The organism is Pseudomonas sp. NPDC089530 (genome assembly GCF_050280705.1).
Taxonomy (GTDB): domain Bacteria; phylum Pseudomonadota; class Gammaproteobacteria; order Pseudomonadales; family Pseudomonadaceae; genus Aquipseudomonas.
In genome coordinates, this window is record NZ_JBNNVU010000056.1 from 17,363 (window position 1) to 36,922 (window position 19,560).

At 65.0% G+C, this 19,560-nt stretch carries 19 protein-coding genes and 1 pseudogene; 10 read left to right on the forward strand and 10 right to left on the reverse strand.

Annotated features, from left to right (window positions below):
- Positions 1 to 312, forward strand: a complete 312-nt coding sequence (locus ACQKQA_RS19865) for an NGG1p interacting factor NIF3 (RefSeq protein WP_427561282.1) — start codon at positions 1 to 3, stop codon at positions 310 to 312.
- A 71-nt stretch (positions 313 to 383) separates the two neighbouring features.
- Here ACQKQA_RS19865 and nagE read toward each other — a convergent pair whose 3' ends face one another.
- From nagE to ACQKQA_RS19900, 7 genes are all read right to left on the reverse strand, one after another.
- On the reverse strand, positions 384 to 2,108 hold the full coding sequence (gene nagE, locus ACQKQA_RS19870) for an N-acetylglucosamine-specific PTS transporter subunit IIBC (protein WP_427561241.1): 1,725 nt from the start codon (positions 2,106 to 2,108) through the stop codon (positions 384 to 386).
- Between the two features lie 29 nt (positions 2,109 to 2,137).
- Positions 2,138 to 4,660: a phosphoenolpyruvate--protein phosphotransferase gene (ptsP, locus tag ACQKQA_RS19875; protein ID WP_427561243.1), complete on the reverse strand. Its 2,523-nt coding sequence runs from the start codon at positions 4,658 to 4,660 to the stop codon at positions 2,138 to 2,140.
- A gap of 30 nt (positions 4,661 to 4,690) precedes the next feature.
- Positions 4,691 to 5,713, reverse strand: a complete 1,023-nt coding sequence (locus ACQKQA_RS19880; RefSeq protein ID WP_427561245.1) for an SIS domain-containing protein — start codon at positions 5,711 to 5,713, stop codon at positions 4,691 to 4,693.
- On the reverse strand, positions 5,694 to 6,800 hold the full coding sequence (gene nagA, locus ACQKQA_RS19885; RefSeq protein WP_427561248.1) for an N-acetylglucosamine-6-phosphate deacetylase: 1,107 nt from the start codon (positions 6,798 to 6,800) through the stop codon (positions 5,694 to 5,696). Before nagA ends, ACQKQA_RS19880 begins: the two co-directional genes overlap by 20 nt.
- 31 nt (positions 6,801 to 6,831) lie before the next feature.
- Entirely contained in the window at positions 6,832 to 7,563 is a 732-nt protein-coding gene (locus tag ACQKQA_RS19890) for a GntR family transcriptional regulator (protein WP_427561251.1), read from the reverse strand.
- Between the two features lie 295 nt (positions 7,564 to 7,858).
- Complete coding sequence (locus ACQKQA_RS19895) at positions 7,859 to 8,362, reverse strand: L,D-transpeptidase family protein (RefSeq protein WP_427561254.1); 504 nt, start codon at positions 8,360 to 8,362, stop codon at positions 7,859 to 7,861.
- 48 nt (positions 8,363 to 8,410) lie between these two features.
- Entirely contained in the window at positions 8,411 to 8,962 is a 552-nt protein-coding gene (locus ACQKQA_RS19900) for an NUDIX hydrolase (RefSeq protein WP_427561257.1), read from the reverse strand.
- Between the two features lie 148 nt (positions 8,963 to 9,110).
- On the opposite strand from ACQKQA_RS19900, the gene ACQKQA_RS19905 reads away from it, so the two are divergent.
- From ACQKQA_RS19905 to purT, 5 genes are all read left to right on the forward strand, one after another.
- Entirely contained in the window at positions 9,111 to 9,710 is a 600-nt protein-coding gene (locus tag ACQKQA_RS19905; protein WP_427561260.1) for a CoA pyrophosphatase, read from the forward strand.
- 66 nt (positions 9,711 to 9,776) lie between these two features.
- On the forward strand, positions 9,777 to 10,298 hold the full coding sequence (locus tag ACQKQA_RS19910) for a gamma carbonic anhydrase family protein (protein ID WP_427561263.1): 522 nt from the start codon (positions 9,777 to 9,779) through the stop codon (positions 10,296 to 10,298).
- Entirely contained in the window at positions 10,298 to 10,513 is a 216-nt protein-coding gene (locus ACQKQA_RS19915; protein WP_427561285.1) for a DUF1289 domain-containing protein, read from the forward strand. The genes ACQKQA_RS19910 and ACQKQA_RS19915 overlap by 1 nt, the downstream gene beginning before the upstream one ends.
- A gap of 154 nt (positions 10,514 to 10,667) precedes the next feature.
- Positions 10,668 to 11,135 (forward strand): VUT family protein, encoded by a 468-nt coding sequence (locus ACQKQA_RS19920; protein WP_427561265.1) that lies wholly within the window; start codon positions 10,668 to 10,670, stop codon positions 11,133 to 11,135.
- Positions 11,136 to 11,231: 96 nt separating this feature from the next.
- Positions 11,232 to 12,413, forward strand: a complete 1,182-nt coding sequence (gene purT, locus ACQKQA_RS19925; RefSeq protein ID WP_427561268.1) for a formate-dependent phosphoribosylglycinamide formyltransferase — start codon at positions 11,232 to 11,234, stop codon at positions 12,411 to 12,413.
- 95 nt (positions 12,414 to 12,508) lie between these two features.
- Here the strand turns inward: purT and ACQKQA_RS19930 are convergent, their stop codons facing one another.
- The 3 genes from ACQKQA_RS19930 to ACQKQA_RS19940 all read right to left on the reverse strand — a co-directional run bounded on the left by ACQKQA_RS19930 (position 12,509) and on the right by ACQKQA_RS19940 (position 16,285).
- The gene (locus tag ACQKQA_RS19930) at positions 12,509 to 13,825 is read right to left on the reverse strand and encodes an MFS transporter (protein ID WP_427561271.1); all 1,317 of its coding nucleotides are present in this window, start codon (positions 13,823 to 13,825) and stop codon (positions 12,509 to 12,511) included.
- Positions 13,826 to 14,221: 396 nt separating this feature from the next.
- A complete protein-coding gene (locus ACQKQA_RS19935; protein ID WP_427561274.1) occupies positions 14,222 to 15,460 on the reverse strand; it encodes a transporter associated domain-containing protein in 1,239 nt (412 codons plus the stop codon).
- Positions 15,461 to 15,472: 12 nt separating this feature from the next.
- Entirely contained in the window at positions 15,473 to 16,285 is an 813-nt protein-coding gene (locus tag ACQKQA_RS19940) for a cytochrome C assembly family protein (RefSeq protein WP_427561276.1), read from the reverse strand.
- Positions 16,286 to 16,481: 196 nt separating this feature from the next.
- Here ACQKQA_RS19940 and ffh point away from each other — a divergent pair, with 196 nt between their 5' ends.
- From ffh to trmD, 4 genes and pseudogenes are all read left to right on the forward strand, one after another.
- Positions 16,482 to 17,858, forward strand: a complete 1,377-nt coding sequence (gene ffh / locus ACQKQA_RS19945; protein WP_045885474.1) for a signal recognition particle protein — start codon at positions 16,482 to 16,484, stop codon at positions 17,856 to 17,858.
- A gap of 249 nt (positions 17,859 to 18,107) precedes the next feature.
- Positions 18,108 to 18,359 (forward strand): 30S ribosomal protein S16, encoded by a 252-nt coding sequence (gene rpsP / locus ACQKQA_RS19950; protein ID WP_007927680.1) that lies wholly within the window; start codon positions 18,108 to 18,110, stop codon positions 18,357 to 18,359.
- Positions 18,360 to 18,364: 5 nt separating this feature from the next.
- A complete protein-coding gene (gene rimM, locus ACQKQA_RS19955; protein ID WP_427561280.1) occupies positions 18,365 to 18,901 on the forward strand; it encodes a ribosome maturation factor RimM in 537 nt (178 codons plus the stop codon).
- A 2-nt stretch (positions 18,902 to 18,903) separates the two neighbouring features.
- Positions 18,904 to 19,467, forward strand: a pseudogene (trmD, locus tag ACQKQA_RS19960) (tRNA (guanosine(37)-N1)-methyltransferase TrmD); the annotation flags it as partial.
- Positions 19,468 to 19,560 lie beyond the last annotated feature (93 nt).

Sequence of the window (19,560 nt, forward strand, 5' to 3'; positions counted from 1 at the left end):
GTGTACAAGCTCAGCTTTTTCGTCCCGCCCAGCCACGTGGAAGTGGTCAAGAACGCTGTATTCGCCGCCGGTGGCGGACGGATCGGCGCTTACGACCACTGCGCGTGGCAGTCGCTGGGCCTGGGTCAGTTTCGCCCGCTGGACGGCAGCCAGCCGTTTCTCGGGCAGACCGGCCAGGTCGAGCATGTGCAGGAATGGAAGGTTGAGCTGGTGGTGGCCGACGCGTTGATCCGTGACGTGGTGACGGCCCTCAAGCAGAGCCATCCCTACGAGACGCCGGCGTACGAAGTCTGGCGTCTGGAAGATTTCTAAGGCACCACCGATAAAGAGCCCGCTGAACCGGTGACGGTCAGCGGGCTTTTTTGTGCGCGTGCAACAGACCGTCAGACCTTGGCACTGACCTCGCTGCGGTTGATCAGGCTGTCCAGCGCCTGGCTCAAACCGGCGGCCTTTTCCCCGATCAGCAGATGCCAGACGCCATCGTCGAGCTGGCTCGAGCCCTGGCACCCCAGGTGCTTCAACTGACACTCCGACAGCGCCTTGTTGTCGCTCAGTTGCACCCGCAGGCGGGTCATGGCGACGCAGTCCAGTTGCCGCACGTTGTCGCTGCCGCCGAAGGCATCCAGCCATTTCAGCGCTTCCTGGGGCGCGATGTGCAGCGCTGGCGGCGCTTCGTCGGCCGTAATGGCGACGGGACTGGACGGCTCCTGCAGCTTGCCGCTGGCGGGCAGGGCCAGGCGGATTTCATCGGCGATGCTGTCGGCCAGCGGGCCGACCACCACCTGCAGGCTGCCGCCCTTGCCGGGGCGCACCACGGCCATGGCGCCCAGGGCCTTGAGTTCGCTGTCCGAGGCCTGGTTGCGGTCCGCCAGTTCCAGGCGCAGGCGGGTGGTGCAGGCACCGACCGTTATCAGGTTGCTCGCGCCGCCCAGGGCGCGGATATAGGCCCCGGCGCGCTGGTTGTCGCTCATGGCCGCCTTGCCGGCGCCCGGGGTGTCTTCGCGGCCCGGGGTTTTCAGGTTGAAGCGTTTGATGCAGAAGTCGAACACCAGGTAGTAGATCACCGCGTACAGCAGCCCCACCGGGAACACCAGCCAGCCGTTGGTCGAGCGCCCCCAGCCGAGGGCCATGTCGATGGCGCCGCCGGAAAAGGTGAAGCCCAGGTGAATGTTCAGCAGGTTGGTCAGGGCCATGGACAGGCCGGTCAGCAGCGCGTGCAGCAGGTACAACAGCGGGGCGAGGAACATGAAGGCGAACTCGATCGGCTCCGTGACCCCGGTGAGGAACGAGGTCAGGGCCATGGACAGGAAGATCCCGCCCATCACCTTGCGCCGTTCCGGCAGGGCGTTGCGGTACATGGCCAGGCAGGCCGCCGGCAGGCCGAACAGCATCACCGGGAACATGCCGGTCATGAACTGGCCGCCCTTGGGGTCGCCGGCGAAGTAGCGGGTCAGGTCGCCGGTCACCACGGCACCGGTGGCCGGGTCGGTGAAGCTGCCGAAGATGAACCAGGCCATGTTGTTCAGGATGTGGTGCAGGCCGGTGATGATCAGCAGGCGGTTGAACACGCCGAAGACGAAGGCGCCGAGGCTGCCGCTTTCCATCAGCAACTGGCCGAAGCTGTTGATGCCGTGCTGGATCGGCGGCCAGATCAGGCCGAACACCACGCCCAGGCCGACGGCGCTGAAGCCGGTGACGATCGGCACGAAGCGCCGCCCGCCGAAGAACGCCAGGTATTCCGGCAGCTTGATGTCCTTGAAGCGGTTGTACAGGGCGCCGCCCAGCAGGCCGCTGATGATCCCGGCAAGCATGCCCATGTTGATGCTGGCGTCGAGCACCTTGAGGGTCGCCACCATCACCAGGTAGCCGATGGCCCCGGCCAGGCCGGCGGTGCCGTTGTTGTCCCTGGCGAAGCCCACGGCGATGCCGATGGCGAAGATCAGCGCCAGGTTGGCGAAGATGGCCAGGCCGGCATCGTGGATGATCGCGATGTTCAGCAGGTCGGTGTCGCCCAGGCGCAGCAGCAGGCCGGCGATCGGCAGGATCGCGATCGGCAGCATCAGGGCCCGGCCCAGGCGCTGCAGGCCTTCGATGAATAATTGGTGCATGGCGTGTCTCCCGGTGTTCTTGTTGTTCTTCAGCTCAGGGGCCAGTGTTGGTGGCAGGCATGGCGCACCGCCGAGGCGCTGCTCAGGTTCAGCAGGTCATGGCTGATACGTCGGCATTCGGCGGCGTCCAACTGGCGGACCCGCTCCTTGATTTCGCCCACTTGCGGCGGGCTCACCGACAGTTCGCTGACTCCCAGGCCGATCAGCACCGGCGTTGCCAGCGGGTCGGACGCCAGGGCGCCGCACACACCGACCCAGCGCCCATGCCTGGCCGCGCCGGCGCAGGTCTGGGCGATCAGCCGCAACAGCGCCGGGTGCAGGGCGTCGACCCGGGCGGCGAGGCCCGCGTGGTCACGGTCCATGGCCAGGGTGTACTGCGACAGGTCGTTGGTGCCGATGGACAGGAAGTCGGCGTACTCGGCCAGTTGTTCGGCGAGCAGGGCGGCGGCCGGGACTTCGATCATCACCCCCAGCTCCGGACGCTGGCCGATCCCCAGCCCGGCACACAGGCAATCGATGCGCTCGCGGATATGCAGCAGCTCGTCCAGCTCGCTGACCATCGGCAGCAGAATGCGGCAGCGTTGCAGCGGGCTGACTTGCAGCAAGGCCCGCAGTTGCTGGTCCAGCAGTTCCGGACGGGCCTGGGCCAGGCGGATGCCGCGCAGGCCCAGCACCGGGTTGGCTTCCACCGGCAGCGGCAGGTAGTCCAGTTGTTTGTCGCCGCCCACGTCGATGGTGCGGATGATCACCGACTTGTCGCCCATGGCGTCGAGCACGCCTTGATAGGCCTGGCGCTGCTCCTGCTCGTCTGGGGCGGTCTGGCGGTCGACGAACAGAAACTCGGTGCGCAGCAGGCCGACGCCATCGGCGCCATTGGCATGGGCACCCTGGGCCTCCTGGCTGGAAGCGACATTGGCGGCGACCTCGATCGTCTGGCCATCGAGGGTCCTGGCCGGCAGCTGGGCCTGTTGCTGTTGTTGCGCGCGGCGCTGCTGGCGGGCCAGGTGGGCCTGGCGCACCTGCTCGATGCGCGCGCTGTCCGGGGTCAGTTCCAGGCGGCCGTGATCGGCATCCAGCACCACGGGTTGATCTTGGGGGACGTGCAGAATCTCCGGGCCCAGGGCCACCAGGCAAGGCAGGCCCTTGCCGCGCGCCAGGATCGCCACATGGGAGGTGGCGCCGCCCGCGGCCATGCACAGGCCGGCTGCGCCTTGTTCGCTCAGTTGCAGCAAGTCGGACGGGGTCAGTTCGTGGGCCGCGACTATGGCGCCGGGGGGCAGCTGGTACTGCCAGGCTTCGCCGAGCAGGGCGCGCAGGACCCGCTGTTGCAGGTCGCGCAGGTCGTTGGCGCGCTCGGCCAGCAGGGCGTTGCCCAGTTGCAGCAGGATTTCGCATTGTTCATTGATAGCGTCGCGCCAGGCATGGGTGGCGGCACGCCCCTGGCCGATGCTCTGGCGGGCGGCGTCCAGCAGCGCCGGGTCTTCCAGCAGCGCCAGATGGGCGGCGAAGATCGCTTCTTCCTGGGCATCCTTGCGTTGCCGGGCGTGGCTCAGGGTGCCGCGGATGTCGCCGCATACCTTGTCCAGGGCCAGATCCAGCGCCTGCTGTTGCTCCAGGGGCCGGTGGTCGCCGCTGTCGTCGGGCAGGCTCATGGCGGTCAGGTGAAACAGCGGCCCGCAGACCAGCCCCGGGGCGGCGCAGACACCCTGGATCACCCCGGCTTCGGCGGGGCGCTGGGGCGCGGTGGTGTTGAGGGTTGGCGCCGCGGCATGGGTGTCTTCGACCAGCGGGGTGGCGAGGGCGTCCAGCAGCGCCAGCAGGGCGGCCTTGCAGTCCTTGCCCTGGCAACTGACCCGCACTTCGTCCTGCTCGCCGACCCCCAGCCCCATCAGGCTGACCAGGCTGTCGCAGGACGCCGACTTGCCGTTGAAATGCAACTGCGCCTTGCTGCCGAAACCCTGGGCGGTCTGGCGGATCAGCGCCGCCGGCCGGGCGTGCAGGCCTCCACGGTGATTGACCCGGGTCTGGCCTTCGGCCTCCTCGGTCGAGCTGTCCTGCTGCGGGTCCTGGGCGCCGTTGCTCGCGCGGGGCACGATATGCAGCAGCGGCTCGCCGACTTTCACCGATTTCAGGGTGATGGGCAGGGTCTGGAACTGCTCGCCATTGGTCAGGATCATCAGGCTGATCAGGCTCTTGCTGTGGCGGGCGACCTTGTCGAGGTCGAAACGCAGCAAGGCCTGCCCACTGCTGACCCGGGCGCCTTCCTGCACCAGCATGGAGAAGCCCTCGCCCTGCAACTGGACGGTGTCCAGGCCCAGGTGCAACAGCAGCTCCGCACCGTTGTCGGCGCGCAGGGTCACCGCGTGGCCGGTGCGTGCGGCGTGCACCACCACCCCGGCGCAGGGGGCGTGCAGGGTGTTGTTCAGCGGGTCGATGGCGATCCCGTCGCCCATGGCGCCGCTTGCGAACACCAGGTCGGGAACCCTGGCGAGGGTGAGCACCGGGCCGCTCAAGGGAGCGCCGAGCGTCAGGTCTTTATTGTTGTTGTGCATGGCGCAGTACTCGTCCGTGGAAGGAAAGGCTCAGTGGGTGCGGGTCACTTTGCTCAGGTGGCGTGGCTGGTCCGGGTCCATGCCGCGGGCTTCGGCAAGGCTCGCGGCCATGCGGTAGAAGCTCTGGATCGCCAGGATCGGGTCGAGCGCCGGGTGTTCGGCCCGGCTCAGGGTCAGGTCGCGTTCGGCAATATCGTCCGGCGCCGCCAGCAGCACCCGGGCGCCACGCTGGCGCATGTCGGCAGCGAGGCTGATCAGGCCGGCCTGTTCGGCGCCCCGTGGGGCGAACACCAGCAGCGGGTAGTTGTCGCCGATCAGCGCCATCGGGCCGTGGCGAACTTCCGCGCTGCTGAAGGCTTCGGCCTGGATGGACGAGGTTTCCTTGAGTTTCAGCGCCGCCTCCTGGGCGATGGCGAAACCGGCGCCACGGCCGATCACCATCAGCCGCTGGCTGTCGCGCAGGGCCTCGACGGCCGGGCTCCAGTCCTGGGTGGCCGCCTCGCGCAGGCCTTGGGGCAGGGCGAGGCCGGCCTCCAGCAGTTGCGCGTCCTGTTTCCAGTGGGCGATCAGGCGCGCGCTGGCGCTGAGGGTGGCGATAAAGCTTTTGGTCGCCGCCACGCTGCGTTCGGCGCCGGCGTGCAGTGGCAGGCAGAACTCACTGGCGGCCTCCAGCGGCGTGTCCAGGGCGTTGACCATGGCCACGCTCAGGGCGCCGCGTTTGCGCAGCAGGCGCACGCTGTTGACCAGGTCGGGGCTCTGCCCGGACTGGGAGAAGGCGAACACCGCCTGGCCGCTGACCCGCAGCGGCGCCTGCTGCATGGTCACCACCGACATCGGCAGCGAAGCCACCGGGATGCCCAGTTGCTGCATGGTCAGGTAGGCGAAGTAGCTGGCGGCATGGTCGGAGCTACCGCGGGCGACGGTCATCACCACTTGCGGCGGCTGGCGGTTCAGGCGCCCGGCCACTTCGATCAGTGGCGGGTCCAGTTGCTGCAACTGGCCTTCGACGGCCAGGGCCGAGGACAGCGCCTCTTCAAGCATTTTTGAAGTCAATGTCTTCTCCTTCGACCATGACGGCGGTCAGTGTGAGTGAGCGATCCAGGCACACGCAGTCGGCCCAGCTGCCGACTTGCAGGCGCCCACGTTCGGCCAGGCCGAGGTAATCGGCGGGAAATTGCGACAGGCGTTGCGAGGCTTCGGCCAGGGGCAGGCCGATCTTCACCAGGTTGCGCAGCGCCTGGTCCATGGTCAGGGTGCTGCCGGCCAGGGTGCCGTCCGGCAGGCGTACGCCGCCCAGGCATTTGGTCACGGTGTGGCTACCGAGCTTGTATTCGCCGTCCGGCATGCCGGCGGCCGCGGTGGAGTCGGTCACGCAGTACAGGCAGGGGATCGAGCGCAGGGCCACGCGCATCGCGCCGGGGTGGACGTGCAGCAGGTCGGGGATCAGTTCCGCGTACCGGGCATGGGCCAAGGCGGCGCCGACGATGCCTGGCTCGCGGTGGTGCAGCGGGCTCATGGCGTTGTACAGGTGGGTGAAGCTGGTGGCCCCGGCATCGAGCGCGGCTACGCCTTCTTCGTAACTGCCCAGGGTGTGGCCGATCTGCATGCGGATGCCCCGGGCGCTGAGGGCGCGGATCAGGGCGTCGTGGCCGGCGATCTCCGGAGCGATGGTGATCACCCGGATCGGCGCCAGGCGCAGATACGCCTCGACCTCGGCCAGCAGCGCGGTGTGGGCGAAGTTGGGCTGGGCGCCGAGTTTGCCCGGGTTGATGTAGGGGCCTTCCAGATGCACGCCGAGTACCCGGGCGCTGCCGCTGGGGCGCTGTTCGCAGTATTCGCCCAGGGCCCCCAGGACCCGGGTGATGTCGGCGGTCGGCGCGGTCATGGTGGTGGCCAGCAGCGAGGTGGTGCCGAAGCGCACGTGGGTGCGGGCGATGGTCTCGAAGGCCGGGGTGCCTTCCATGATGTCCTTGCCGCCGCCGCCGTGCACATGCAGGTCGATGAAGCCCGGCAGCAGATAGGGCAGGTCGTTGTCCGTCGGGTCGCAGGGGCTGCCGTCGATGCCGGCGACCTTGCCGTCCCGGTGGATCAGGCGGCCGCGAATCCAGCCGTGGGGGGTGAGGATATTGTGTTCGGACATGGGCAGCTCTCTGGGGACCTTCGTCGGCGACTTAGCGACGCAGCTCGGCGACGAAGTCGTAGTAGTCGTTGCGGCAGTAGGTGTCGGTGATTTCGATGGGGGTGTTGTCTTCGAGATAGCCGATACGGGTCATCAGCAGCATGGCGGTGCCGGGGGCGATGCCCACCAGGGCGGCGAACTCGTCGGAGGCGTTGATCGCCTGGATATGCTGCAGAGCGCGGACCACCGGGCGGCCGATGCCATCGAGGTAGGCGTAGAGCGAGTCGCCCACCGCATCGGGCTGGGCAATGATCGAGGCCGGCAAGGTGCTCATCTCGATCGCCATCACCGTGTCGTCGGCTTTGCGCAGGCGCTTGAGGCGCGCGACTTTGTCGTTCGGCGACAGGCCCAGGCGGATCAGTTCTTCGTGGGTCGGCGTGGTGATTTCCCGCTCCAGCCACTGGGAGCCGGGCACGAAACCCTTGAGGCGAAGCATTTCGCTGAAGCCGGACAGCCGCGACAGCGGTTGTTCCAGGCGCGGCGTGATAAAGGTGCCGGAGCCCTGGCTGCGGCGGATCAGGCCTTGTTCGAACAGCACTTCCAAGGCTTTGCGGGCGGTCACCCGGGAGATGCTCAGCATCTCGCTCAGGTTGCGTTCCGAAGGCAGGGCCTGTTCGGCTTTCCACTGGCCGGCGTGGATCGCGGCTTCGAGGTTGCGCGCCAGTTGCAGGTACAGCGGGGTCGGCTGGGTGTCGTCGGGGCGCAGGGCCAGGATGGGATTCATGGGTCGAGGTTCCGATGCGTTATTAGAGTGTTGTCGCCCGGTAATGCGGCAAAAACTAATACCACTTAAATACCATGTCAATGCCGGAAAATGGGCGTTATCGAGCGATGGCGGGCGCTTTTTGGGCGCCGATGAGGAGGGTGGGTTGAAGTGGTATTAGGGCGGTCTTGTCGCGAGTGCGAAAATCCCAGGGGCGGCGGTTCTTCGGCGGTGAATTGGTATTCACCTGTCGAAGCCGGCGCGGCCTGGGATTTTTTTTGTAACGGGCGGGGGTAAGCGGTGTTTCTAGCCGGGATCAGGGGCGGATTTCGATCAGGGTGCCGTCCGGGACCAGGCCCCAGACTTCCCGCATGTCGATGTTGCGCATGGCGATGCAGCCGTCGGTCCAGTCCAGGGTATGGAAGTACTGCTCGGGGTAGTCTTCGCTGTCCGGGGTGCCGTGGATCATGATCATGCCGCCGGGTTCCACGCCTTCGCGGCGCGAGCGCGCCGAGTCGCTGATGTTCGGGTAGGAGATATGCATGGCCAGGTTGAAACGCTCGCTGGTCTTGCGCCAGTCGAGCCAGTAGAGGCCTTCCGGCGTGCGCTTGTCGCCTTCCATGAGCTTCGGCCCCTTGGGCTGTTTGCCCAGGGAAATACGGTAGGTCTTGAAGGGTTTGCCGTCGTTGATCAGTTGCAACTGATGGGCCGACTTGAGGACCAGGACTTTTTCGATGACCTTGCCGTTCAGGGGATCGGCCGCGGAAGCATGGGAAACAGTAATGACCGAGCAGCAGAAAAGGGCGAGCAACCAGCGCATTGAAACGATATCCCTAAAAGTACACAGGTGCCGCGTACGTAGTGTGGTTTAAGTGATGGCAGGCTGAGCCAAGGGCGGAATGGACTCGGAACGCACGGGGTATTCCTCGTTTCGCCGGTCAGCGAAGAAGCATTCTAAGGTACGCCCGACCGTGCGAAAAGCCAGCTCGGCCCAGGGGATATCGGCTTCTTCGAAAAGCCGGACTTCCAGGCTCTCCGCGCCGGCGGCGAAATCCAGGTCCGCCAGCTCGGCGCGAAAGAAAACATGCACCTGGCTGATATGCGGAACGTCGATCAGGGTATAGATGCGCAGGTTGCGCACCCGCGCGCAGGCTTCCTCGAAGGTCTCGCGAATGGCCGCCTGCTCGACGGTCTCGCCGTTCTCCATGAACCCCGCCGGCAGCGTCCAGTAACCCCGGCGCGGCTCGATCGCGCGCCGGCACAGCAGCACCTGGGTGCCCCAGGTGGGCAGGCAGCCGGCGACTATGTTCGGGTTCTGGTAATGAATGGTCTGGCAGTGGTCGCAGACAAAACGCAGGCGCGAATCGCCTTCGGGAATGCGCTGGGTGACCGGGTGACCGCACTGGCTGCAGAATTTCATGCTGGGTATCCGAAAAGGCTGGGCCTATCTTGGCGTGCGCGGGGCTTTGTCGGCAAGTTGTCGTTAAGCGACATGGCGCGGATCGGGGGGTTGGGCGACCGGTTTGTTTGGTGCATGATGCAAGGCAGCGCATAGATCGAGAAGACTCATGCTGGACGAGCTACTGCACCGGGTAAGCAACCATACGCCGCGAACGCTGGAGACGGACCGACGTTTCCCCGAGGCCGCCGTGCTGGTGCCCATTACCCGCAGTGACGAGCCCGAGTTGGTGTTGACCCTGCGGGCCAGCGGCTTGTCCACCCACGGCGGCGAAGTGGCTTTTCCCGGCGGCCGCCGCGATCCCGAAGACCCCGATCTGGTGTTCACCGCCCTGCGCGAAGCCGAAGAGGAAATCGGCCTGCCGCCGGGGCTGGTGGAAGTGATCGGCCCTTTGAGCCCGGTGATTTCCCTGTATGGGCTCAAGGTCACGCCTTATGTCGGGGTGATTCCCGATTATGTCGAATACCTGGCCAACGACGCCGAGATCGCCGCGGTGTTCAGCGTGCCGCTGGAGTTCTTCCGCCAGGACCCGCGCGAGCATACCCACCGCATCGATTATCAGGGCCGCAGCTGGTACGTGCCGAGCTACCGCTTCGGCGAGTACAAGATCTGGGGCCTGACGGCGATCATGATCGTCGAACTGATCAACCTGCTGTACGACGCCAAGATCAGCCTGCACCAACCGCCGAAAAGCTCTATCAATATCTGAAGCCATCGCCCGTATGGCCCGAACCCTGCTGCTCACCCGAGCCTGCCTGGCCCTGAGGACAAGAATATGAAATACCGCCTGGGCGATGCCCGCGTCGAAACCCATCCGCAAAGCTGGGTGGCACCCAATGCCACGCTGGTGGGCAAGGTCAAGCTGGAGGAGGGGGCCAACGTCTGGTTCAACGCGGTGCTGCGCGGTGACAACGAGCTGATCCTGATCGGCAAGAACAGTAACGTGCAGGACGGCACCGTGATGCACACCGACATGGGCTTTCCGTTGACCATCGGCACCGGCGTGACCATCGGCCACAACGCCATGCTGCATGGCTGCACCGTCGGCGACTACAGCCTGATCGGCATCAACGCGGTGATTCTCAACGGCGCGAAGATCGGCAAGAACTGCATCATCGGCGCCAACTCGCTGATCGGCGAAGGCAAGGAGATTCCCGACGGTTCGCTGGTGATGGGCTCGCCGGGCAAGGTGGTCCGCGAGCTGACCGAGCAGCAGAAGAAAATGCTCGAAGCCAGCGCCGCGCACTATGTGCACAATTCCCAGCGCTACGCCCGCGACCTGGCCGAGCAAGAATGATGAAGGCGGCCGAAAGACCCGTTTCCTCGCCCTGCGTGAGCATCTGCGCGCTGGACGATGACGACATCTGCACCGGTTGCCAGCGCACGGTCGACGAGATCACCCGCTGGAGCCGCATGGACAACGCCGAGCGCCGCGAGGTGCTGGCGCTGTGTCATGAGCGGGCCAAGTCCAGCGGGCTGCTGTGGATGCTGGGCGGCACATCCACCACCTGACGGCCTGTCTCCACCTGTAGCCGCTGCCGAGCCCCGCGAGGCTGCGACCGAGCGCGCAGCGCTCGCCAGCTACCCCGTCCGCGACTACCGGGTTTTGCGCGCTCTTTGCCGCTCAAGTACCCTGTCTGCCTTATCCAGAGGTACTCCCCGGCCCATGCTCTTCCTGATCGCCTATATCGGCAGCGTCGTACTGATCAACTACGCCTTTTCCACGGCGCCGCACCTGGACATCATCTGGTCGGCCTGGGGCGGGCTGGTGTTCATCCTGCGCGACATGGTGCAGATCCGCTTCGGCCATGGCGCGATCGTCGCCATGCTGGCGGCGCTGGTGCTGTCCTACGTGACCTCCGACCCGGCCATCGCCCTGGCCAGCGCCACGGCATTCGCGGTTTCCGAATGCATCGACTGGCTGGTGTTCAGCATCACCAAGCGCCCGCTGCACGACCGCCTGTGGATAAGTTCGGCGCTGAGCATTCCCCTGGATACCTTTATCTTCTTCGGCCTGATCGACGCCCTGACACCCGGGGTGATCCTCACCGCGCTGGGCTCGAAGTTCGCCGGCGTCACCGTGGTCTGGCTGGCCATGGCCTGGCGCTTGCGCAAGGCGGCGTGCGCGAGCTGAGGCCAAAGCGCGCGGTTCATGTAAAATGCCGCGCTTTCTTCCCCATGGGCCGCCTGGCGCGACCCGCGATGATCCGCTCCTTTTGAGGACCTTCAGATGACTCGTATCGGAACTCCACTGTCGCCGACCGCGACCCGCGTTTTGCTGTGTGGCTGTGGTGAATTGGGCAAGGAGGTGGTGATCGAGCTGCAACGCCTGGGCGTTGAAGTGATTGCCGTGGATCGCTACGCCAACGCGCCGGCCATGCAGGTCGCCCATCGCAGCCATGTGATCAACATGCTCGACGGCGCCGCGCTGCGGGCGGTGATCGAGGCGGAGAAGCCGCACTTCATCGTGCCGGAGATCGAAGCCATCGCCACCGCGACCCTGGTGGAGCTGGAGTCCGAAGGTTTCACCGTGATCCCGACCGCCCGTGCCGCCCAGTTGACCATGAACCGCGAAGGCATCCGTCGCCTGGCCGCCGAAGAGCTGGACCTGCCGACTTCGCCTTACCACTTCGCCGATACCTTCGAAGACTACCGCAAGGCCGTGGAAGACCTGGGCTTCCCGTGCGTGGTCAAGCCGGTGATGAGTTCCTCGGGCAAGGGTCAGAGCCTGCTGCGCAGCGTCGACGATGTGCAGAAAGCCTGGGACTACGCCCAGGAAGGCGGCCGCGCCGGCAAGGGCCGGGTGATCATCGAAGGTTTCATCGATTTCGATTACGAAATCACCCTGCTGACCGTACGCCACGTTGGCGGCACCACCTTCTGCGCGCCGGTCGGCCATCGTCAGGAGAAGGGCGACTACCAGGAATCCTGGCAGCCCCAGGCCATGAGCCCGAAAGCCCTGGCCGAGTCCGAGCGCGTGGCCAAGGCCGTGACCGAGGCCCTGGGCGGTCGCGGTCTGTTCGGCGTCGAACTGTTCATCAAGGGCGACCAGGTCTGGTTCAGCGAAGTGTCGCCGCGTCCTCACGACACCGGCCTGGTGACCCTGATTTCCCAGGACCTGTCGCAGTTCGCCCTGCACGCGCGGGCGATTCTCGGCCTGCCGGTGCCGTTGATCCGTCAGTTCGGGCCATCGGCTTCGGCGGTGATCCTGGTGGAAGGCAAGTCGACCCAGACCGCGTTCGCCAACCTGGGTGCGGCCCTGAGCGAGCCGGACACGGCCCTGCGCCTGTTCGGCAAGCCTGAAGTCAACGGCCAGCGCCGCATGGGCGTGGCCCTGGCGCGCGACGAGTCGATCGAGGCCGCCCGGGCCAAGGCGACCCGTGCTTCCCAGGCGGTGGTTGTAGAGCTATAAAAAGCATCGTGGGCAAGCAGCCTTGCTCCTACAGGTCAGTACAACCTGGCAGGAGCGAGCGGGCGGCGATCCGACTTGCCCGCGATGACGTCCCGTCAGCCGATCCGATTCAGGTCGTTGTTACGCGTTTCCTTCAGGCACAGCACGGCGATCAGGCTGAGCACCGCTGCCGCCGACACATAGCCGCCCACCCAGCTCAATCCCCCCATCGCCACCAGCTTCTGGGCGAAGAAGGGCGCCGCTGAGGCGCCGACGATGCCGCCCAGGTTATAGGCCGCCGACGCGCCGGTGTAACGCACGTGGGTCGGGAACAGTTCTGGCAGCAGGGCGCCCATTGGTGCGAACGTCACCCCCATCAGAAACAGCTCGATGCACAGGAACAGCGCCACGCCTGCGGTCGAGCCCTGGGTCAGCAGCGGTTCCATGGTGAAGCCGGAAAGTATCGCCAGCAGGCCACCGACGATCAGCACCGGCTTGCGCCCATAACGGTCGCTGGCCCAGGCCGACAGCGGCGTGGCCGCGGCCATGAACAGCACCGCGAAGCACAGCAGGCCGAGGAAGGTCTCGCGGCTGTAGCCCAGGGTGGCGACGCCGTAGCTCAGGGAAAACACCGTCGAGATGTAAAACAGCGCATAGCACACCACCATCGCCGCGGCGCCCAGCAGCACCGGTTGCCAGTACTGGCTGAACAGTTCGACCAGCGGCATCCTGACCCGCTCCTGGCGGGCGATGGCGTTGGCGAACACCGGGGTTTCGTGCAGCTTCAGGCGTACATAGAGGCCCACCAGCACCAGCGCGGCGCTGAGCAGGAACGGAATCCGCCAGCCCCAGGCGCGGAACTGTTCGTCGCTCAGGCTCATGGCCAGGGTCAGGAACAGGCCGTTGGCGGCGAGGAAGCCGATCGACGGCCCCAGTTGCGGGAACATGCCGAACCAGGCGCGTTTGCCCGCTGGCGCGTTTTCGGTGGCCAGCAGCACGGCGCCGCCCCATTCGCCGCCCAGTCCCAGGCCCTGGCCGAAGCGCAACAGGCACAGCAGGATCGGGGCCCAGGCGCCGATGCTGTCATAACCGGGCAGCACGCCGATCAGGGTGGTGCACACACCCATCAGCAGCAGTGAAGCCACCAGGGTCGATTTGCGGCCGATCCGGTCGCCGAAGTGGCCGAACAGCGCCGAGCCCAGGGGCCGGGCGAGGAAGGCGATGCCGAAGGTCAGGAAGGCCGAGAGCATCTGGGCGGTGCCGGAGCTCTGCGGGAAGAACACCGGGCCGATCACCAGCGCGGCGGCGGTGGCGTACACGTAGAAATCGTAGAACTCGATGGCGGTGCCGATAAAGCTGGCGGTGGCCACGCGGCTGGCGGAATTGGCCGGCTGGGCAGGCGTGGAAGTGCTGTAAGCGGTGCTGGTCGTCATGCGGTTATCCCTGACAGTCATGTGCTCCATGGGAGCGAATTATTATGGTCGAGCACCCAGGGATGTGGGTTTGGCGCGGGCACGGCTCGGGGTGGGAGCGGGCACCGGACAGAAGCGGGTGGGGCGGGGCGGAAGCCGCTGGGTGCGGATAGCACGCGGGTTCTGCGGGGCTTGGGTAAGCGAAACGATTATAGGAAGGCCCCTAACGACTCAACAAGCAGGACTTGTATCTCGTGGCCCGTAGCCCTGTAGCCGCTGCCGAGCCCGCGAGGCTGCGATCGGCGGCGCAGCCGTCGCAAAACCTGCCCATGAGGTGGGGCTGGCGGAATGCGGATGCAGGGTTTGCGAGCGCTTTGCGCTCGATCGCAGCCTCGCGGGCTCGGCAGCGGCTACAAGCTACGGCGCTGGGCTGGCGCCCGGCTTGGTGTGCCAGATCAGCACGCGGCTGACCCGGTTGTCCTCGGTTTCGAGGATTTCCAGGCGGTAGCGGCCGATCTTCAGGCAGACGGCGCTGTCGGGAATGGTCTCCAGGGCTTCGGTGACCAGGCCGTTGAGGGTTTTCGGGCCGTCACTGGGCAGGTGCCAGCCCAGGCTCTTGTTCAGTTCGCGGATCGAGGCGGCGCCTTCGATCACGTAGCGTCCGTCGGCCAGGGGGTGGATATGCGGGTTGTCGAGGCTGTGCTCGCTTTCGAACTCGCCGACGATTTCTTCGAGGATGTCTTCCAGGGTGACGATGCCCAGCACTTCGCCGTATTCGTCCACCACCATGCCCAGGCGGCGCTGCTGCTTGTGGAAGTTCAGCAGCTGCAGCTGCAGCGGGGTGCTTTCCGGGACGAAGTAAGGTTCGTGGCAGGCCGCGAGAAGTGCTTCCTTGGTCAGGCTGGCGTCCGGCAGCAGGTGGCGGATCTGGCGGGTGTTGAGGACCGCCTCGACCTGGTTGATATCGCTGTGGAACACCGGCAGGCGAGTGCGCTTGGACAGGCGCAGTTGCTCGATGATTTCGGCGATGGGGTCGTCCAGGTTGATCCCGTCGACTTCGCTGCGCGGTACCAGGATGTCGTTGACGGTGATGTTGTCCAGGGCGTGGATGCCCGACACCGGGTGCGGGCGGCAGTTGATATGTTCTTCGTCGTCGTCCGGATCGACCGCCTGCTCGTCTTCGCTCTGCTTGACGGCGCCGGTCTTGCGGCTGAAGGGGCGCAGCAGCAACTGGCTGATGCTGTCCAGCAGCCAGGCCGCGGGGTAGAGGATCTTCAGCGGCACGCCCAGCAGGGTATTGCCCAGGCTGAGAATGGCGTCCGGGTAGCGGGTAGCCAGGGTGCGCGGGAGGTAGTCGGCGAGCACCAGCAACACGCTGGTGGCGATCAGGCAGGCCAGCCAGGGGCCGTTTTCCGCCCACTGCGCGAGTGCCAGCAGGGTGCCGATGATGACTGCCAGCACCCGGCTCAGGGTGTTGCACAGGATCAGGCTGTCACGGGGGAAGCTCAGGCGCGCCACCGGCTTGTCGCCGGAGCGCGTGGCGGTGCGCAGGGTCAGCAGGTGTTGCTGGGCGGCTTCGATGGCGGTGAACAGCCCCGACCACAGCACCAGCAGGGCCAGGACCACGAGCATCGGCTCTGCGGGCAGATTGTCCATTATCGCCGCTCGTCAGATATGCAGGATGTATTCACGGACCAGCTTGCTGCCGAAATACGCCAGCATCAGCAGGCAGAAGCCGGCCAGGGTCCAGCGAATCGCCTTGTGCCCGCGCCAGCCGAGGCGGTTGCGGCCCCACAGCAGCACGCTGAACACCACCCAGGCCAGGCAGGCCAGCAGGGTCTTGTGCACCAGGTGCTGGGCGAACAGGTTCTCGACGAACAGCCAGCCGGAAATCAGCGACAGCGACAGCAGGGTCCAGCCGGCCCAGAGGAAACCGAACAGCAGGCTTTCCATGGTCTGCAGCGGCGGGAAATTCTTGATCAGCCCGGACGGGTGCTTGTGCTTGAGCTGGTGGTCCTGCACCAGCAGCAACAGGGCCTGGAACACGGCGATGGTGAACATGCCGTAGGCGAGGATCGACAGCAGGATATGCGCCAGGATGCCCGGTTCTTCGTCGATCACCGGCACCGTGCCGGTGGGCACGAACTGCGCCAGCAGCACGGTCAGCGCCCCCAGCGGAAACAGCAGCACCAGCAGGTTTTCCACCGGAATGCGCGCGCAGGCCAGCAGGGTCAGGGCAATCACCGCGGCGGCGATCAGGCTGGCGGCGCTGAAGAAGTCCAGACCCAGGCCGACAGGCGTCATCAGGTGGGCCAGGAGGCTGGCGCCATGGGCGAGCAGGGCAAGGATGCCGAGCGAGACCAGCAGGCGCTTGTTCGTCTTGGCGGCTTTGGCCAGGCGAGAGCCTTGGTAGAAAGTCGCAGCGGCATATAAAAGAGCGGCGGCGAGGGTCGTTAGCAAGCTGGGTGACAAGGGGAGCATAAATCCTGTTAGGCAAGCCCGAAAGTCGTTGAGTTTGGCATAGAACCGCCACCACACGAAAGACCGCGACACCAGACGGCGGCTGTGCGTCGCGTGCAGTCTTCGCTATAATCCGCGACCTGCCCACCGAGCACCTCTATATATAGGGCCCGGGCCGCCATTACCTCGGTCTACCCAGGGCCTGAAAGGATCGCGCATGTTTGAAAACCTAACCGACCGTCTCTCGCAGACGCTGCGCCATGTCACCGGCAAGGCCAAGCTGACCGAGGACAACATCAAAGACACCCTGCGCGAAGTGCGCATGGCGTTGCTCGAAGCCGACGTCGCCCTGCCGGTGGTCAAGGATTTCGTCAACTCGGTGAAGGAACGTGCGGTCGGCACTGAAGTGTCGCGCAGCCTGACCCCGGGCCAGGCCTTCGTGAAGATCGTCCAGGCCGAACTCGAAAGCCTGATGGGTGCGGCTAACGAAGACCTGAACCTGAGCGCCGTGCCGCCTGCCGTCGTGCTGATGGCCGGTTTGCAGGGCGCCGGTAAGACCACCACCGCCGGCAAGCTCGCGCGCTTCCTTAAAGAGCGCAAGAAGAAGAGCGTGATGGTGGTGTCCGCCGACGTTTATCGTCCGGCGGCGATCAAGCAGCTCGAAACCCTGGCCAATGACATTGGCGTGACCTTCTTCCCGTCCGACCTGAGCCAGAAGCCGGTCGCGATCGCCGAAGCGGCTATTAAAGAAGCCCGACTCAAGTACATCGACGTGGTCATCGTCGACACCGCCGGTCGTCTGCACGTCGACGCCGACATGATGCAAGAGATCCAGGCGCTGCATGCGGCGGTCAAACCGGTGGAAACCCTGTTCGTGGTCGACGCCATGACCGGCCAGGACGCCGCCAACACGGCCAAGGCCTTTGGCGATGCGCTGCCGCTGACCGGTGTGGTCCTGACCAAGGTCGACGGCGATGCCCGTGGCGGTGCCGCGCTGTCGGTTCGTGCGATTACCGGCAAACCGATCAAGTTCATCGGTATGGGCGAGAAGACCGAAGCGCTCGAGCCGTTCCACCCTGAGCGTATCGCTTCGCGCATCCTTGGCATGGGCGACGTGCTCAGCCTGATCGAGCAGGCCGAACAGACCCTCGACAAGGAAAAGGCCGACAAGCTGGCCAAGAAGCTGAAAAAAGGCAAAGGCTTCGACCTCGAAGACTTCCGCGACCAGCTGCAACAGATGAAGAACATGGGCGGCCTCGGCGGCCTGATGGACAAGCTGCCGAATATCGGCGGCGTGAACCTGGCGCAGATGGGCAACGCCCAGGGCGCGGCCGAGAAGCAGTTCAAGCAGATGGAAGCCATCATCAACTCCATGACCCCGGCCGAGCGCCGCGACCCTGAGCTGATCAGCGGTTCGCGCAAGCGTCGGATCGCCATGGGCTCCGGCACCCAGGTGCAGGACATCGGTCGCTTGATCAAGCAGCACAAGCAGATGCAGAAGATGATGAAGAAGTTCTCCGCCAAGGGCGGAATGGCGAAAATGATGCGCGGCCTGGGCGGCATGATGCCCGGCGGCGGCATGCCGAAGATCTGAAGAATCCGCGCCGGCAGCCATGCCGGCGCTTTTCCACGGGGACGTGGAACCTTGAGCAAGCCCCCGGTCGGGGTGCGCTCACCCGCTGTCGCTCGCGACGGCTCCATGGCAAATCTGAGTGGCAGCCGGCAGGCGCCGGAAAAAGTCATTTGCAAAAGTCCGGATATTCCTTAGAATATGCGGCCTTTCGGGCACCCATGCCCGCTGTGCATTTAGATTTGCAGCACCGACTACAGGAACGATGTTCACATGCTAACAATCCGTCTTGCCCTTGGCGGCTCCAAAAAGCGCCCGTTTTACCACTTGACCGTGACCGACAGCCGCAACCCACGCGACGGTTCGCACAAGGAACAAGTTGGCTTCTTCAACCCGATCGCTCGTGGTCAAGAAGTCCGTCTGTCCGTGAACCAAGAGCGCGTAGCCTACTGGCTGAGCGTTGGTGCACAACCGTCTGAGCGCGTTGCTCAGCTGTTGAAGGAATCGGCTAAGGCTGCAGCCTGAACCCTATGAACGCGACGCCTGCTTCTGCTGATGATTTGATCGTTATCGGCAAAATCTACTCTGTTCACGGCGTTCGCGGCGAAGTGAAGGTTTATTCCTTTACTGATCCGATTAAAAACCTGTTGGATTACAAAACCTGGACGCTCAAGCGCGAAGGTAGCGTGAAACAGGTTGAGCTGGTCAGCGGACGCGGGAATGAAAAATTCCTGGTCGCAAAGCTCAAGGGTCTCGATGATCGTGAAGAAGCGCGTCTTCTGGCCGGTTATGAGATCTGCGTGCCGCGCAACCTGTTCCCTGAACTGACCGACGGCGAGTACTACTGGTACCAGCTGCAAGGTCTCAAGGTCATCGACACTCACGGACAACTGTTCGGGAAGATCGATCACCTGCTGGAGACCGGCTCGAACGATGTAATGGTGGTCAAGCCTTGCGCTGGCAGCCTGGATGATCGCGAACGCCTGTTGCCCTATACCGAGCAATGCGTGTTGGCCGTCGACCTGGCAGCGGGCGAGATGAAGGTGGATTGGGACGCGGATTTCTAAGCGTGGCTAACTTGCGCGTAGAAGTGATCAGTCTGTTTCCCGAGATGTTTTCCGCCATCAGCGATTACGGCATAACCAGCCGCGCGGTGAAACAGGGGCTGTTGCAGCTGACCTGTTGGAATCCGCGAGACTACACCACGGATCGACACCACACTGTGGACGATCGCCCATTTGGCGGTGGTCCGGGCATGGTGATGAAGATCAAGCCCCTGGAAGATGCTCTGGTTCAGGCCAGGCAGGCCGCCGGGGAGGGTGCGAAGGTGATCTACCTGTCGCCCCAAGGCCGTCAACTGACTCAGTCGGCGGTACGCGAATTGGCGAATGAGGATGCATTGATCCTGATTGCCGGTCGTTATGAAGGCATCGACGAGCGTTTTATTGAAGCGCATGTCGATGAGGAGTGGTCGATTGGCGACTATGTGCTGTCCGGTGGCGAGCTGCCGGCGATGGTCCTGATCGATGCGGTTACGCGACTGCTGCCCGGAGCTTTAGGGCATGCGGATTCCGCGGAGGAAGATTCCTTCACGGATGGTCTGCTGGATTGCCCGCACTACACCCGACCGGAGCCGCCACGCAGGATGCCATGGAACCTTACTGGCATTTTGAGCATGCGCTGCCAGTGACCTGTCCCAAATGGCGCGCGCAAGCGACAAAAATCG